The organism is Runella rosea, assembly GCF_003325355.1.
In the GTDB taxonomy this organism is placed as follows: Bacteria; Bacteroidota; Bacteroidia; order Cytophagales; family Spirosomataceae; genus Runella; species Runella rosea.
The window spans coordinates 879065-892678 of the sequence record NZ_CP030850.1; the positions used below are offsets into that span (position 1 = coordinate 879065).

The 13614-nt window shown below is 44.3% G+C and carries 12 protein-coding genes; 4 read left to right on the forward strand and 8 right to left on the reverse strand.

Annotated elements, in window-relative coordinates; genetic code table 11:
• Positions 1–64 precede the first annotated feature (64 nt).
• Positions 65–943 (forward strand): phosphodiester glycosidase family protein, encoded by an 879-nt coding sequence (locus DR864_RS03810; RefSeq protein WP_114065704.1) that lies wholly within the window; start codon positions 65–67, stop codon positions 941–943.
• Positions 944–965: 22 nt separating this feature from the next.
• Here the strand turns inward: DR864_RS03810 and DR864_RS03815 are convergent, their stop codons facing one another.
• Complete coding sequence (locus DR864_RS03815) at positions 966–1475, reverse strand: DUF6265 family protein (protein ID WP_114065705.1); 510 nt, start codon at positions 1473–1475, stop codon at positions 966–968.
• A 90-nt stretch (positions 1476–1565) separates the two neighbouring features.
• On the opposite strand from DR864_RS03815, the gene DR864_RS03820 reads away from it, so the two are divergent.
• Entirely contained in the window at positions 1566–2360 is a 795-nt protein-coding gene (locus DR864_RS03820; protein WP_114065706.1) for a hypothetical protein, read from the forward strand.
• 6 nt (positions 2361–2366) lie between these two features.
• Here DR864_RS03820 and DR864_RS03825 read toward each other — a convergent pair whose 3' ends face one another.
• From DR864_RS03825 to DR864_RS30520, 4 genes are read right to left on the reverse strand one after another with little or no spacing between them, the layout of a single operon-like run.
• A complete protein-coding gene (locus DR864_RS03825) occupies positions 2367–3287 on the reverse strand; it encodes a DUF2279 domain-containing protein (protein ID WP_114065707.1) in 921 nt (306 codons plus the stop codon).
• A gap of 23 nt (positions 3288–3310) precedes the next feature.
• On the reverse strand, positions 3311–5170 hold the full coding sequence (locus DR864_RS03830; protein ID WP_114065708.1) for an autotransporter outer membrane beta-barrel domain-containing protein: 1860 nt from the start codon (positions 5168–5170) through the stop codon (positions 3311–3313).
• Positions 5171–5220: 50 nt separating this feature from the next.
• Positions 5221–5562 carry a LytR/AlgR family response regulator transcription factor gene (locus DR864_RS03835; RefSeq protein WP_162793540.1) on the reverse strand — a complete coding sequence of 114 codons (342 nt, stop codon included), beginning with the start codon at positions 5560–5562 and terminating at the stop codon, positions 5221–5223.
• 2 nt (positions 5563–5564) lie between these two features.
• Complete coding sequence (locus DR864_RS30520; protein ID WP_374755792.1) at positions 5565–5645, reverse strand: 3-coathanger stack domain-containing protein; 81 nt, start codon at positions 5643–5645, stop codon at positions 5565–5567.
• Between the two features lie 283 nt (positions 5646–5928).
• On the opposite strand from DR864_RS30520, the gene DR864_RS03840 reads away from it, so the two are divergent.
• Both DR864_RS03840 and DR864_RS03845 read left to right on the forward strand, forming a co-directional pair.
• Positions 5929–7878, forward strand: coding sequence for a histidine kinase (locus DR864_RS03840; RefSeq protein WP_114065710.1), 1950 nt, complete (start codon positions 5929–5931; stop codon positions 7876–7878).
• A gap of 2 nt (positions 7879–7880) precedes the next feature.
• Positions 7881–8624, forward strand: coding sequence for a LytR/AlgR family response regulator transcription factor (locus DR864_RS03845; RefSeq protein WP_114065711.1), 744 nt, complete (start codon positions 7881–7883; stop codon positions 8622–8624).
• 85 nt (positions 8625–8709) lie between these two features.
• Here the strand turns inward: DR864_RS03845 and DR864_RS03850 are convergent, their stop codons facing one another.
• From DR864_RS03850 to DR864_RS03860, 3 genes are read right to left on the reverse strand one after another with little or no spacing between them, the layout of a single operon-like run.
• Positions 8710–11103 (reverse strand): TonB-dependent receptor, encoded by a 2394-nt coding sequence (locus DR864_RS03850; RefSeq protein ID WP_229599514.1) that lies wholly within the window; start codon positions 11101–11103, stop codon positions 8710–8712.
• A gap of 7 nt (positions 11104–11110) precedes the next feature.
• Positions 11111–12460, reverse strand: a complete 1350-nt coding sequence (locus DR864_RS03855; RefSeq protein ID WP_114065713.1) for an HTTM domain-containing protein — start codon at positions 12458–12460, stop codon at positions 11111–11113.
• 3 nt (positions 12461–12463) lie between these two features.
• Positions 12464–13612 (reverse strand): imelysin family protein, encoded by a 1149-nt coding sequence (locus tag DR864_RS03860; RefSeq protein WP_114065714.1) that lies wholly within the window; start codon positions 13610–13612, stop codon positions 12464–12466.
• Between the last annotated feature and the right edge of the window lie 2 nt (positions 13613–13614).

Below are 13614 nucleotides of genomic sequence, written 5' to 3' on the forward strand. Positions count from 1 at the left end.
CGTTGAAATAGATACCCTTCAAAATTGATTTTGTTTGAATCAACGCACAAAATTAGAAAATAAAATGAAACCCATTGTCTTTTTATTGTTTGCAACCATCACAACAATTCATGCCCAAACGGCCGCTGATTCAATTACCCTTCATAATGCAAAATGGGATATTCAAGAAATTGGTAGAGGGATAAAATGGCGTAAAACGCATTTCAACCAAAAGCAGCTTTTCAACGCCAACCAAAGCATTAATATTATAGAAATACCCGTCAAAAGTCGAAAGCATCGTTGGGCCATCGTCACCGCCGATTCATTAGACAAAAAGAACAAAGCCCAAGGCCAATTACGTCCAACGAGTACATTAGCCAAGGAAAATCAGGCCCTGCTTGCCATCAACGGCGGTTTTTTCGACGTAAAGAACGGCGGCTCGGTTGATTTTATTAAGGTAAACGGACAGGTAGTGGATACCACCCGTTTGGGCATTGGCCACCAAGCCGCTTTTCATGGGCAAGCCGCCATTGTCATCCACCACAATCGATTACGTATCATCAAAGGGGCATCTACCGTGGGCTGGGAATCTACACTTCCGTATCAAAATGTGATGCTTTCGGGGCCTTTATTGAGGTTGAACGGCACCGATGAAGTGCTCCCTAAGAATGCCTTTAATGACAATCGCCATCCGCGAAGTTGCGCCTGCATTACCAACAAAAAAAAGGTGTTGCTGATTACAATAGACGGCCGTTCGGCAGAATCTTACGGAATGAATTTGGCAGAACTTACTTTTTTGGCCCGTCAACTCGGCTGCCGCGATGCCCTCAACCTCGACGGCGGTGGCTCCACCACTTTATGGATTGAGGGCAAAGGCGTGGTAAACTATCCCAGCGACAACAAAAAATTTGACCACGAAGGCGAACGAGCCGTCAGTAATGCGCTGGTATTGAAGCTAAATTAAATACGTGGCTAGAGTGTAAACATTATTTCACTCGATTAAAAACAAACAAATCAACAAAGACCCATTTGCCGCCCTCCTGTTTGCCTCGTTGGATGACGAGTTGGTTTTCGCTGAGTTTTTCGTAAATAATCCGCACTGAGCCGTCCTGTTTTTCAAACAGTGCCTCGTTCTTTTTGGCTTCAATAAAACGATAACGGTCCGAAATCTCTTTTTCTTCCAGCGCAATGAGGCCCGGTTTGAAGTGTTTAACCAATACAATGGGACCATTGGCGGTTTGTTCAAAAACCAACATTTCGTACATCGTAACTTTATCGTCTTTCATCATCCGCATAAAACCCGTCAGGTTGTCGCCCGCAGGTGCCGCCCAAAAAGCTTCAATTGGCCCGCCATTGAAATTCCCTAGCCAATGCCCCTGCATAAAGGCCACGTCTTGCAAAGATGCCGTATTGGATTGCGAATAGCTGGAAAATTGAAAAAGAGTTACCAAAATAAAAATGAAAGATTTGGTACGGAGGCGTGTCAAGGAGATCATTTAAGTAATGTGACTTTTAGTGGTTAAATTGTTTCTATAAGACTGCCAACGCTAAAAATTACTTTTACCTTTACAGTAAACTACTGCCTTATGAATAAACCTATCTTTCGTTTCATCGTTTTTGGAATGCTCCTTTCGGCCACTCTGCAAGCCCAAAAAGCCAAAGAAATCAGGCGTTTTCAACTGGAAGAAGTAAAACAGGGCGTCGCTGTGGATGCCGTTCATTTTTACGTTATCAACAACAGTTCCATTACGAAACATACCAAAACCGACGCGAAGCAGGTGGCAGCATGGAAAGATACAACGGGGATATTTAAGCACCTCAACAGCGGTATCATCATCGGTAACAAACTCTACTGCGCCAACTCCAATTACCCCGACAAACCCATGGCCAGCTCCATTGAAATATTTGATGCGGCCACGCTCCAGCACATTGATACCCACAGTTTTGGGTTGTTTCCCGGCTCAGCCACTTGGATTGATTTTCATCAGGGATATTGGTGGGTGGCTTTTGCCAACTATTCGGATAAAAACATGGATGGCGGACGCGACAATCGGTGGACCACTTTAGTCAAATTCACGGCTCAATGGCAGCAAGTGGAGTCGTGGGCTTTTCCGCAAGAGGTATTAACATCATTTGCCCCCAAAAGTACGTCGGGCGGCGCGTGGGGAAAAGACGGGCTGTTGTATTGTACAGGCCACGACAAGCCCGAATTGTATGTACTTCAACTGCCCAAGCGAGGACCAACCCTGCGCTATCTAAAGACAATCCCGACCATCAGCGAAGGACAAGCTTTTGCTTTTGACCATAGTGCTAAAAATGCCGTTATTTTTTATGGTATTACCAGAAATAATAATTATGTAGTGGTGTCGAAAGTTGAATAAACTGACTCAATAGTAAATTCCATACAATTGAAATCCGTTTCGGGTGTTGATTTCAATGGCGGGAAAGGGCAGTTTTATCATAAACATGCTTTGGAAGACCTGATTTAGAAATCGGTTCTTTGTTTTGATTTTTGTCCAATCAATGTCCAACGAAAACAAAAATTGCCGGTAGCGTTGGGTAGGCGGAATCACCACATTGCCCCATTTCTTTATATTTTCAAATTCACCAAACATACCGTTGGCACCGTACCCCACGTCAATATTGAGCCAATCTGGAATATGCTCCGAACGGATAATACGATTGAGGCCAATGCTGAACCAATACGTGTGGGCGTTGTAATCCTGTAGAATCTGCCCGGCAAAGGTTGTTCCCAAGTAGCCGTTGGCAAGTTTTGAATAGGGCGAACGTCGAAAACTGAATTTATACTTCATGATTTGTTCGTCAAACAGCAATTCTTGGCCAATGACCATCCCGCTGCCCACGGCGTTGGCGGCCATATCGCTCCACGAAAAACCCCATCCTTCGTAAAAACCATCCACGATCTCAATCGGTGACTGTAACAAAAAACCCAAAGTACCACCATACAACAACGCTTTTTTCTTAGAAGCTCCCGACCACCGTAGGGCTTTGTAACCCACATAACTTTCCAAATACGCCCCGTAAGCATGCCCGAATTTATCCACTTGCAGGTAGCCTTTGGCGTCGTTATAAAATTCAAATGGTACCCGTTTTTCGTCTTTATACCAAATAAAATTCAGGTAAGACATCGTGCCAGCATACAGCGCAGCCTCGGTAGCGACCACTGCCGCAAAGCGGCCTTTGTGAAAGATGGGGGTTTGTGAAACTGAATCAGATTGGGCAAAACCTATCAAAGAGATATTCAACACCAATACAAGCAGCAACGAAATAGTTAAATGAAATTTCATGCCCCTAAGTTAAACAAAAGACACTATCGATTCATTGCTTTCACCTCGTGCAAACTGCCAATTCCCTGCATCTTATCCTTTCCAAACACTTCTGGATGTAGGTATTTTCCTTTTTCCTCTCCCTGTTTTTCTACCTCCACCACTACCCGATTGGCTTCGGCATAGGCATCTTTGCGGATGCCCGTTACCTGCCAGCTCACCTTTACATTGGGTTTATCGGTTTTGATTTTGAAGCGATTATGATTGATTTCATCAGCAACGATGGCCTGCGCAAACTGGCCGATTCCTGTGAGTTGATACCTAAAATCTTTATTAAGGGCTTCAAAATAGGCGGGCATTTCTACAGTGGCTTCGCCGTTAGCATCGGTCGTAATGACCCCATCGTAGATATTTTTCATGTCGGGGCTTTCGACGAAACTGTGGTACAGGAATTTATTTTCGGGGTCTTGCGGGTGGTCGATTTTGAACGTACCGCTGCCTTTGGTTAGGTTTCCAGTGACCGATACATTGCCAGCAAAATAACCTGCATAACGGATATTTGGTCCTAAATTGGCATCTGAAGTAGCATAAATACCATACTGAATAAGTGAACTTCCAGTAGCCTCAAAATAGCCTCCATAGGTTCTTAACCCGCTTCCTGCTGGATTGTCCGACACGTTTTTAGCGCGGGCATATACACCATACGAATAATTCCATGTAGGACCTTCCACATCGGCATAAAGCCCATAACGGTACATCGGTGAATTACCCGTCCCCCCTTTTACGTTGGCTCTGACCCCGTACCAGTCACCGCGACCCGTGCCCGCCATATCCAATTTTACACCGTAAATACCAGTGGTATTTCCTGCATCACTGATTCCGGGAGTAATAGTGGCATGAAACCCGATGATTCCCGACGAATAAGCCCCTGCAATGTCGGTATGAACCCCTTTGGCGTCTGTAGCCTGAACACCTCCAAGATGCTCTACCTTCGAAAATACTCCCGTTTTTGTACCTATTCCCAAGCCTAAAGCACCAAAATACCCTCCGTACGATGCTCCAGTAGCTCCCGAAGTATTATGATAAGTGGTGGCGTAAATACCATACCCCAATGAATTGGTTCCTCCTTCTCTTCTGGAACTGAAAAGTCCGCCATAGGTGTTAGTATTGGAGCTAACTGATGAGCTAAACCCATATACACCATAGGCGTTTGAGCCGCTCCCGTATCCATCGGCAATGCCCTTTACACCATAGGCATTGGTCTTAGAGGCTGAAAAACCCGTAACCCCAGTAGTTTGACCTGCATCATCAGAAGATGACAGACTGGTATGATAATCGGAAATACCAACCACTGCCGTGGTATTGGTTCCGTTGGTAGGAGCTGCTACGGCTTTAATTCCCATTCTTTCTGACAAAGTGTAGTAATCTCCGTAAACATATTGTGCAGGTCCTGAGCCAGTTACCCACAACTGAGCCTTGGTAATGGTAGGATCGGCAATTGGGTCAAAGTTATATTTGTCTTTTGTTGTATAATTGATACCCACCGCTCCGTCAGTGTTCATCACCATTCTATTTCTATTGGCATTGGTTCCCAACCTAAATTGATTGATACCATACAGACTTAAATTGCCCGCATAGCTATCAAGATACATACCCGCATTTATTTCTGGATAACTGCCCAATACTCCTGAAATTGAACCGGTGTTTTGCCAATTGGACGCGCTGCTTACCCCTGTTCTGAAGACCATTGCGGTTCGTGTATTGGTAGTTGTACCATAGTTTCCCCACACATCGCCACCGCTGCCTTTAACATTGACACGACCATTGCCCGGTTCAATTAAAACTTGAGCAAAACCATTGGTCACCACCAGTATTGTACAGATTGTTATGATACGTCTTTTCATTTTAGGTAGCTTAAAATAATTATTGCTGTTGTAAATTGATGATAATTGATTTATTGAAGTGTTTTCGCGAAAAAACTCGCTGCTTTCTTGGCTTTACGCATCTCAGACGCTCGGCGTCGACTTATCTCAAACTTCTGCCCAGTGTTCAATTGGGCGTAACGTGAATACCCTTTTAGATGCATTTTGTCCAGATAAGTTGTATTCACGGCGTGTGTTTTACTAAGCCGCAGAAACAAAGTTTCGGGCAAAAGCGTAAGCAGAGACGCAATGTTTTTGGACAGTAATAACCGTTGTCCGTTGGTAAAAACAACACTGGTATAATTGCTGTCGCCTTGAAGGTAGAGGATGCTATCTACCTCAATGGGTGTTCGGAGTGGTAGTTGATGATACATAGTCATTTTTTGAACGTTGTCCCATGGTCTGCCTTAAACCCTTCATTGAGTTGGATACTTTTGGCTTGGTAGGTTAGATTGATGCGCCAAACCTACTCACTTCCTTACACCTCTTCCACCACCTACCTGCGAGTGGTGTATTTTAAAGGGTGAGCAGCCAGAAATACCGGGTCATTGACTAAACGGTCTACCATTATCATTTTTGTTAGTTTTGCCCCAACCCGTTCAATTCTCCCGTTCGCCCATTATTTCGGGCTGTTAGCGGATAATCTCAACGTTTATTTCAACATTATTCCTATCATTGAGGATGGCTTACCATCTACTCGTCATCAGTGGGGGCATCCTTTATGATAGAGAATTACCCGTATGAAACATAAAACAGTCCCTAGGCTTTGTCGATGGACCTTGATATTCTTTTTTTTTGCAAATATCACCCATGCGCAGTTTCCCGCATGGGAAAGCCCTGCGGCGAGGGTATTCCGTTTAAACAATGTAGATTCCATCACACAGCCCGTTTTCATTGGACATTTTATGGCCTTTTGGAAAAAATCCCCGACCCAAAAAACAGTGTTTGAAGCCATAAAATATGCTCCTTTTGTAAACACCAATACTCAACAATTTGCCATTGACAGCCTGAAAGACATCGCTTTTATTCGATTCTCCATTCAAAATACACACCCAAAAGATACTTTAAAGATGATGTTGGAGGTTGACGGTCAAAACCATTTCTATTTGAAGTTCGAATCATTTACGGGCGATTGGCAACCTACTCAAAACGCCCCTCTGCACGAGGTACCATTGCAAAAATTCATGTACGAAAAATTTGCATTTCCCTTGTCGCTGCCACCCAACACGGGGCACATCTACTGGCTGAATCATGATGATTCATTGTTTCCGATTGATTTCATCCCAACCCTCATCAGTGCCCCAGCCATTGTAAAATCACAAAATGAACAAATGTATGCACAACGATTCAATTTGGGCTTTTTATGGTTTGTGTTGGGTGTGAGTGTATTTCTTTCCGTATTCGGGTACATCATGTTTTTTTTAAACAAACAAGCTATTTACTTATGGTGGGGCTGTTATTTAAGTTGCAATGCCCTTTTTTTTCTCATGATGTCTGACTACCTCTTTGTTTTTCCGCAATTGCCTTTTATCGGTTTGATCATACCCGTACAACACCTCATTTTGCTTTGCTATGTTCTTTTTTTCAGTACCTTTTTTAATTTCAAAACCAATGCTCCTTTTTTACACAAAGCCACCGTTGGTCTTTGTTTTTGCATTGTTTTTTTGTTGGTCGTCACCGTTGTGTTGGTACGGCTTTTTCCAGAAACCTGGTCCGATTTTATCGACGACCGATTGTTCTTTATTGTTCAATTTTGGTTTCTGGCGGTTTTGATCAGCAGTTTTTTTCTGAAAATCCCCCAAAAATCATACATTGTCTGCGGCTCAATTTGTTTAATCGTTTTTTCCATTTGGGCGGTCTGTATTGATACTTTCGGACAGACCGATTATGACTCCCTTCTGACTACACCAGCCTGCATTTACGGCATAGGTTTTCTCTTCGAACTTTTATTTTTATCGCTGGCACTCAGTGAGCGGGCAAAATTTGAACAGAAGGATAAGCTGGATATAAAAAGAAAAATGGAAGAAGAGCGCATTCATTTTCATCATCAGATTGCACAAACCGAAATTGTCGCCCTACGGGCGCAGATGAACCCGCATTTTATTTTTAACTGCCTGAATTCCATCCAGTTATATACCATCCAAAACAACACCGAAAAAGCCACTGAATACCTCACTAAGTTTTCAAGGTTGATACGACTGGTCTTGGAAAACTCCCGTTCCGAGAAGGTGACCCTCGAAAACGAATTGGAAACCCTGCGACTTTACCTTGACATGGAAACTATGCGTTTTAGAGGTAAAGTCAAATATAAAATCTATTTTGAGGCCACAATCGACCAGACATATATCCAAATTCCGCCGCTGTTGGTGCAGCCTTTTGTCGAGAATGCCATCTGGCACGGCCTGATGCACAAAGACGAGGGAGGAACCGTGCGCATTGAAGTAACCCAACCCAATCCCCATTTACTGCGCATCGACATTAGCGATGATGGTATCGGGCGCCAAAAAGCGGCGGAGTTCAAGAGCAAGTCAGCCACTCAGAACAAGTCTTTTGGCATGAAAGTAACCGCTGAGCGCATTGCGCTCATCAATCAACTTTATAATACAAACAACCAAGTGGAAATTATTGACCTCATAAATAGGAGAAATGAGGTCGTGGGTACCAAAGTAACAGTAAAAATCCCTATTTGAATATGAGAGCAATTATCATCGACGACGAACCAGACGCCGTAGAACTTCTCAGCATTCGGCTGAATCAAAAATGCCCGCAAGTTGAAATCGTAGCCACTTGTATCAGTAGCATCAAAGGCGTGGCGGCCATCATAGAACACCGTCCTGATGTGGTTTTTCTGGACATTGAAATGCCCCAAATGAACGGATTTCAGGTGTTGGAAGCCGTGGAAGCCATTCCGTTTGCGCTGATTTTTGTCACGGCCTATGGCAAGTTTGCGCTAAAAGCTTTCAGGTATAGCGCTTTGGACTATCTGCTCAAACCCATCGACAGCAACGAGTTGATGCAGGCCATCCATAAAATTGAGAAACAAAAACAAACCTCCAAAGAGCAAGTCAGTCATCTGAAAAGCCAATTTTCCAATACCACCAAAACTTTTCCCGATAAAATAGCCCTACCCTACCAAAACGGTGTAGCGTTTGTAAATCTGTCTGAGATTGTTTATTGCGAGTCCGACGACAATTATACCAAGTTTTATATCTCGGAAGGGCAGTTCTATCTGGTGACCAAATCGCTCAAAGAAGTACAGGAACTGCTGGAAGAACGGGGATTTTTGCGTGTCCATCGTCAGTTTTTAATCAATCTCAACCACATCAAAAAATTTGTCAAAGGAGAAGGCGCTTATGTGATCATGACCAATGGGGTTTCTATTCCAGTTTCTCGTTTAAACAAAGACCGACTTGCCGAGTATTTTGGCTGGCTTTAATATTAAATCTCAGTGGAATTTGGAAAGAATTATCTCACGGTAAGATTTATGCTCATCTACTTCAACCTATTACGACCCACAATTCTCAAAACTTCGCCTGCAAGGTCACATAAAAACTGCGGCCGTCGGAAGGCAAAATGCCCGGCCCAGGATAGCCAGTGGCACGGCGGGTAAAGTAGGCCTTATCGGCGAGGTTGTTGATGCTGGTTTCAATGCGGAATTGACGGAAAGCATACGATAAGCTCACATCCATGATATCATACGCAGGGATAAGCCCCACCACCGCCGAAACGCCCCCATCTATGGCGTTGGTGGCTTCCGTAAATTGGTCCGACAGATAGGTATATTGAAAGGATGCTTTCAACTGTTTATAGCCTAAACGTAGACCGCTTTTGAGGTTGATTTTGGGAACAAACTCCACTTGTTTTCCAACAACGGCCGTAATTTCGCTGGCCTTATAAGAAGATTTAATGACCGCAACATTGGCAAATAGTACACCGCTGATATTCGCATTTTGGGGCTGTAACATCCGCAGAAAATCTGCTTCGGCATAGGATTCTAGCCCATAAATAACCGCCTGACCGATGTTTCCACGACGACGCAACACGCGTTGGCTCTCATCATAAAATTGCACTTCACCGATGCGGTTGTTGTAATTCAAATAAAATGCACTAACGTCAAAATTGTACAGCGTTGTTTGCACACTCCGAATACCTGCATCCAGCGAATAGCCTTTTTCATCCTGCAAATTAGGGTCAATCACCGACGATGGATTGGTAATTCGCATATCGCTGAAGGTTATTGAACGGTAGTTTTGCGAAATATTGGCGTACATATCCAGCTGACTGACAGGCTTATAGCTCACACCTATTCCACCAAGCAAGAATTGACGACCGTTGGTACGGGTTTCGTTGGTGCGGGTCGAAGTGATGATATTTCCCGCCAAATCGCGCTGAATCGTTCCGTAAAAACCCGCCGCCGTGGTATATATGTACTCGTAGCGAAGTCCTGGTGTAATGGATAATTTGTCATTTACATAAAAGATATTTTCCACAAAACCCGAAACGTTTTGGTTCGGAAACTCATAATCGGAGGCAATGGTTTGCGGATCGTCGGTAAAGGTAAAATCAGCGTCTTTTCCTTTGCTTCCTAAGCCCTGAATGCTGTGGTTGAAACCGTGGTAGTAGCGACTCCCAACCAACAAAACACCTTGTTTTTTGCCAAAGAAATAACGCTTTAAAAAACGGGCTTCGAGGCCCCAATTGGTAAAATCTCCCTTGATTAAATCGCGCTCACTGTTGTCATCAACACTTGCCACGCGGTTTGGACGAAAGCCCAGCGAATAACGGGCGGCTGAGAGCCCAAAAGCTCGCAGATTAAACTCATTTTTGGGGTTGAATTTATGGTCAAAATGCAGCGCAAAAAGATTCCAATTGACTTTAAACCAGTTTCTTTCGCGGTTGCTTTGGCGGGGGTTTTGGCGAAACATCTGGTCAGTTAGTCCGCCCGGCTGCTGCGCCAGATAGTCCATGTGCGTAATGTCTACGCCAATGGTGGATTTTTCCGACAATTTATAATCAACGTCTGCAAACAGCGTGTAGTTGTTAAAATGGGAATTGGGCCGCCAGCCGTTGCCCTGCTTATACTGAAAAAAGGTGTAATAACTTACTTTCCCCACCGTTCCGCTCGCACTCGTAAAGGCATTATAAAACCCAAAAGAACCGATACTTTGCCGCGCTACCACTTCCAATTTGCGGTCTGCTACGGGCTTTTTCATAACAAAATTGAGCAGCCCGCCAAACTGCGTACCGTACTGAAGCGACGCCGCTCCGCGCACAATTTGAATGCGTCCGACGGCTTCGATGGGAGGTGTATAATAACTTTCAGGATAGCCCAGCGCGTCGGCGCTGATGTCGTAGCCGTTTTGGCGAACGTTGAAATTGGAACTACGGTTTGGGTCAAGGCCACGGCCACCAATACTAAGTTGAAGGCCCGCACCTTCGTTTTCCCATATATTTAGTCCCGCTACCCGGGCGTAGATTTGACGGGCATTGTTGGTAGAGAGATTCGCCACAAGTTGCTCAGGAATAATAACTTCCGACTTTTTTCCTTCGTAAATTCCCATACTTTCGACGCTCCTCATCCGAGTAAAGCCAAAATCAGCCTGCTTTTCGGTCACAATCACCTCATTAAGGGTTTCACTCCGCCCCGCCACCAAAAGCATGACAAAATGGTTTTGATTCGCAATGGTAACGGAGATTTTGGCGGTTTTAAAATCAACACATTCCGTCTGTAATTCGTAGTTGCCAGCGGGTAGGTTGTTGAAGGTAAAAAACCCATTTTGGTCGGTAGAAGCCGTCAGCTTTCCGTTCAAAAGATACACCGAACAGCCTTTGATGGCGGCGCTATCTTGCCGCGCCAAAATTCGACCAGTAAGTTGAAACTGTGCAACGACCGTCGTTGAAATAAGTAGGCACATTGCTGCGCTAAAAGCCCGTAATATTGTCATCAAATGAGGTAATCCACGTTTTATGTTTAAAAGAATCCTGCTCTTGGGCCAAGTCAACGGTGGGTTCTACCAAGGGTTTCCCCAAGCGGCCGTTGAGCGCCACGTACGAATCCACATATACTTGCGGATTGCGAAAACCTTTTTTGGTGTATTCATCCCGCAAAATGTGCGCGTATTGCAACAGCATATCTGGTTGGGTAGACATCATTTTTTCCTGTAAAGGGGTCAAAAACAAGCTATTATTCACCACAGCCAGATTTCCTACCTCATCCTTTACCGTAAATTGCGCATACCCGGCTTTTTCCATCAGCATCACACGCCAGGAAAAACGATAACCTTCTTCGGTCCAAAAAAGCTCCCCTGGGTATAGCAAATAACGAAACGGCATTAACAATTGAATGATAAAGAAAATCGAAAATCCCGCGAGGAGAAACGACTTAAGCATGGGTGGATAGTCATAGGTTTTTGCAGGCCTGAGAAAGGTAGTCGGCACCGAAAACCAACGGTTGAGCTGCTCAATGATTTTCTGGTGAAATTCGGCCGAGAAAAAAATCAACGCCGTCACCATCATAATGTAAGGAAACATACCAATAGGGAAAAGAATGGCCGTTAACGTGTGAAAAACAACCACAGCAGCGTAAGCGAACGGGCGAGTTTTGCGGTTCCAAAGCAAAAACGGAATGCTCAAATCATACAGGCACCCAAACCAGCTGAATACGTACGGAATCCAATCATAATTGAATAGAAAACCCAAAATGGGCAAGTCATTTTTTGCAGGTAACCAGATTCGCAGAGGCAGTGCATGCAATAGCCAATCGCTGTTTAGCTTCGCTAATCCTGCATAAAAGTATAATATTCCCACAAAAAGTTTAAGCGAATCTACACACCAAAGCGGGATAGAATCAGCCAAAAGCGTCCTCCGCCGATACGCATCCAACGAAAAATAAGCGTGAGAAGGCAGAAAAATCAACAAAAGGCAAACGATACTCGTAAAATAATAGTGGTTAAGATACGTGCTTTTGTCAATGAGTTCGATGTAGGTAAAACTCACAAAAAGGCTGATGGCGGACCAACGATAAAACAAGCCAATGGCCACCAAAAGGGCCGAAACACCGCAAATGGCAAACAAAACGTAGGTATATTCTCCCACGGGGCGCACAAATTCAAACCCATAAAAAGAAAAAAAATGGCTCGGTTGAACGTACAACGTCTCAATCCAGCCATTTCTCCAAAAGCGTACAATGCCCCCGAAGAGCATCAATCCGAATGCAATTCTAAATCCCGCCAAAGGCGCTGCCGATGTTGTTTTGTTAAAATAACCCTTCACGCTTTAGTCACCGTCGTTGTCGGTATAGGTAATCACGATGCTCATTGCGGCCGTCATGTCCACTTTCAACATACGAACAGCTTTTTGCATTTCGGTATATACCTGCACCATGGCGGTATTATTGGTTTTTACTTCTTCGTATAAATTCGGTTTTAAGGAAGTTATTTTTTGATTGGCCGTCTGAAACTGTTTATTGATGATTTCGGCCAACGACATCCCCGTGCTGCTATCTTTAGCCCCGAGGGCATTGAGATAGGTTTTCAGACTTGGCCCTTCCTGACCAGTCGTTACGCTTTTCCCATTGAAGAAATCTACAAATGCCTGATGGGCCGCCTGAGCCAATTGTTTAGAGATATCTTTTTTGTAAAAAGCCTCTACTTTTTCGGGAGCTACCACGCCATTGAGCATAGCCCCAGAAGGAATTCCGAATTTTCCAGAACGAATAAAACGCTCATAATGAAGCACGTAGCCATTTACCAATTCCCCCATTGGCGAGCCGATGTCGAGGCCAGTTTTGGTGGTAAATTCTGTTTTATAACTGCTATTCCAGTCCGTAATCACTTTGGTCAGCAATGACGTCATGTGGTCGGTAATGCGTTTGATGTACGCCAAACGTTTAGGTCCTTCCGTTGCGGCAGTATAATAAGCCACTACCTGCGCGTCGGTAGCACCAACGCCGTTGAGTAAATAATCCAAAGCGGGAAACCCCTGTTTGTCGTACGACGATGCCACTTCCAAATTTATTGAAGGGTCAGCGATGTATTCATTAATTCCTGCCACGCTGACTGGATAAATATTGTAATAATTGCGAATGGCGGTTCGGTTGGCGGGTCCCACATCAAACAATTCTACTTTTTGCCATTCAACATAGGCATCCGTCCACGCCAAGCGAAATTCGGTCAAGGTAGCCACGTCGGGTTTGGCCGAAAAAGCCTGCGATTTTGTCACCATCACATCCAGTTTGGTTTTAAAATTGGCGTAGGATGGCAAAATGATATTATCGGCCAAATTCGTCAATAATGCTTGTCGATCTTTTGCATCCTTGTCGCCTTCGGGTTCGGTGGTAGAACTGTCTTTGCCACACGCCCAAAGCAGGCCACCGAAAAGACAAACAATGCTAAATTTAATGGCTAGCTGTTTGAAAGTTATCATTG

What these genes read in the sequence shown, in the direction of transcription:
- DR864_RS03835 (WP_162793540.1), bottom strand. Translation starts at nt 5,562, where the DNA reads ATGTATCATCAACTACCACTCCGAACACCCATTGAGGTAGATAGCATC.
- DR864_RS03825 (WP_114065707.1), bottom strand. Translation starts at nt 3,287, where the DNA reads ATGAAATTTCATTTAACTATTTCGTTGCTGCTTGTATTGGTGTTGAAT.
- DR864_RS03830 (WP_114065708.1), bottom strand. Translation starts at nt 5,170, where the DNA reads ATGAAAAGACGTATCATAACAATCTGTACAATACTGGTGGTGACCAAT.
- DR864_RS03845 (WP_114065711.1), top strand. Translation starts at nt 7,881, where the DNA reads ATGAGAGCAATTATCATCGACGACGAACCAGACGCCGTAGAACTTCTC.
- DR864_RS03850 (WP_229599514.1), bottom strand. Translation starts at nt 11,103, where the DNA reads ATGTGCCTACTTATTTCAACGACGGTCGTTGCACAGTTTCAACTTACT.
- DR864_RS03820 (WP_114065706.1), top strand. Translation starts at nt 1,566, where the DNA reads ATGAATAAACCTATCTTTCGTTTCATCGTTTTTGGAATGCTCCTTTCG.
- DR864_RS03840 (WP_114065710.1), top strand. Translation starts at nt 5,929, where the DNA reads ATGAAACATAAAACAGTCCCTAGGCTTTGTCGATGGACCTTGATATTC.
- DR864_RS03815 (WP_114065705.1), bottom strand. Translation starts at nt 1,475, where the DNA reads ATGATCTCCTTGACACGCCTCCGTACCAAATCTTTCATTTTTATTTTG.
- DR864_RS03810 (WP_114065704.1), top strand. Translation starts at nt 65, where the DNA reads ATGAAACCCATTGTCTTTTTATTGTTTGCAACCATCACAACAATTCAT.
- DR864_RS03860 (WP_114065714.1), bottom strand. Translation starts at nt 13,612, where the DNA reads ATGATAACTTTCAAACAGCTAGCCATTAAATTTAGCATTGTTTGTCTT.